Here is a 695-nt window from a genome sequence, read left to right as displayed (position 1 = left end):
ATCAATGCAGCAATAAACGGCTTCACAAAGCGCAGATTGATACCGAAAATGGCCGCTTCCGTGATGCCTAACAGCGCCGAAAATGCAGAAGGCAGCGCAATCGCTTTGATTTTCGCATCCCGAGTTTTAAACCATACCGCCAGACAAGCGCCGCCCTGCGCCACATTGGCCATTGCCCAAATGGGCAACAAAAAGTTGACGCCAATCGACGGGTTGCCGAGCAGTCCCGCTTCGATGGCATGGAAACTGTGGTGCACCCCGGTAATAACAATAGCGGAATAGAGCCCACCGAACAGCAATCCCGCCAACCAACCGGCGTGCGCGATTAGCGTGCTGAGCACAAACGAGATGCCATCGCCCAGTACACGGCCCGCCGGCCCGATGATCAGCAAGGCAACAAACCCGGAGATAATCACCGTGAGGAAAGGCGTCAGAATCAGATCGAGCGCATCAGGAATCACCCTACGCAATTGCCGCTCCACGACACTCATAAACCACACCGCCAGCAGGACGGGAAAGACCGTGCCCTGATAGCCAATCATCGCTATTTCAATGCCGAAAAAATCCATGGTATGGAAACCGGCAGCAACCCCCCAGGCATTAGTGAGCGCGGGGTGCGTCAAAATGCCCCCAAGCGTAGCCCCGAGATAGGGGTTACCACCCAACTCACGCGCTGCGGTAAAGCCGATCAAAAT

The 695-nt window shown here is 55.4% G+C and carries 1 protein-coding gene; it reads right to left on the bottom strand.

All coding sequences use genetic code 11. The features are described 5' to 3' along the window. Positions 1-695 (bottom strand): PTS transporter subunit EIIC (locus tag J5224_RS32930; protein ID WP_264629112.1); only part of this gene is annotated, 695 nt, incomplete at both ends.

It is taken from the genome of Candidatus Symbiopectobacterium sp. NZEC135 (genome assembly GCF_025962695.1).
This window is presented reverse-complemented; position numbering and strand designations above follow the sequence as displayed.